Here is a 380-nt window from a genome sequence, read left to right on the forward strand (position 1 = left end):
CATCAGGACCTTGATAGTTCCATCCCATTACGTCTTTCGTAAATTCGGTATGCGCTTTCTTGTGGCGGTGCATGGTCCAGAAATGCTGTCCTTCGAAAGCCAGTTCTATACTTCTTTCCTGTAGGATTATTTCGCGCATCCCCTCTTGTGTTCTATGTTTGTTCAGCGTTCGGGCCCATGCCGGATTGCCCCATGACGCTTCCACATCCGGTATGCCCGCTCTTCTGCGCACGAGATTGATGGCGTCATACACTTCTTGAGAAGGAGTAGGACCCCCATACTCATTCAATGCCTCAGCCTGCATCAAATACAGGTCTGCCAAACGTATAATGGGGAAAGGTGTTCTGACTATTCGTTGGAAGTTGCCTGCTGTTGATTCG

At 49.2% G+C, this 380-nt stretch carries 1 protein-coding gene; it reads right to left on the minus strand.

Translation table 11 applies throughout. The features are described from left to right. The coding region (locus ASC50_RS05495; protein WP_158648500.1) for a RagB/SusD family nutrient uptake outer membrane protein at window positions 1-380 on the minus strand (380 nt) is incomplete at both ends.

It is taken from the genome of Candidatus Symbiothrix dinenymphae (assembly GCF_001431085.1).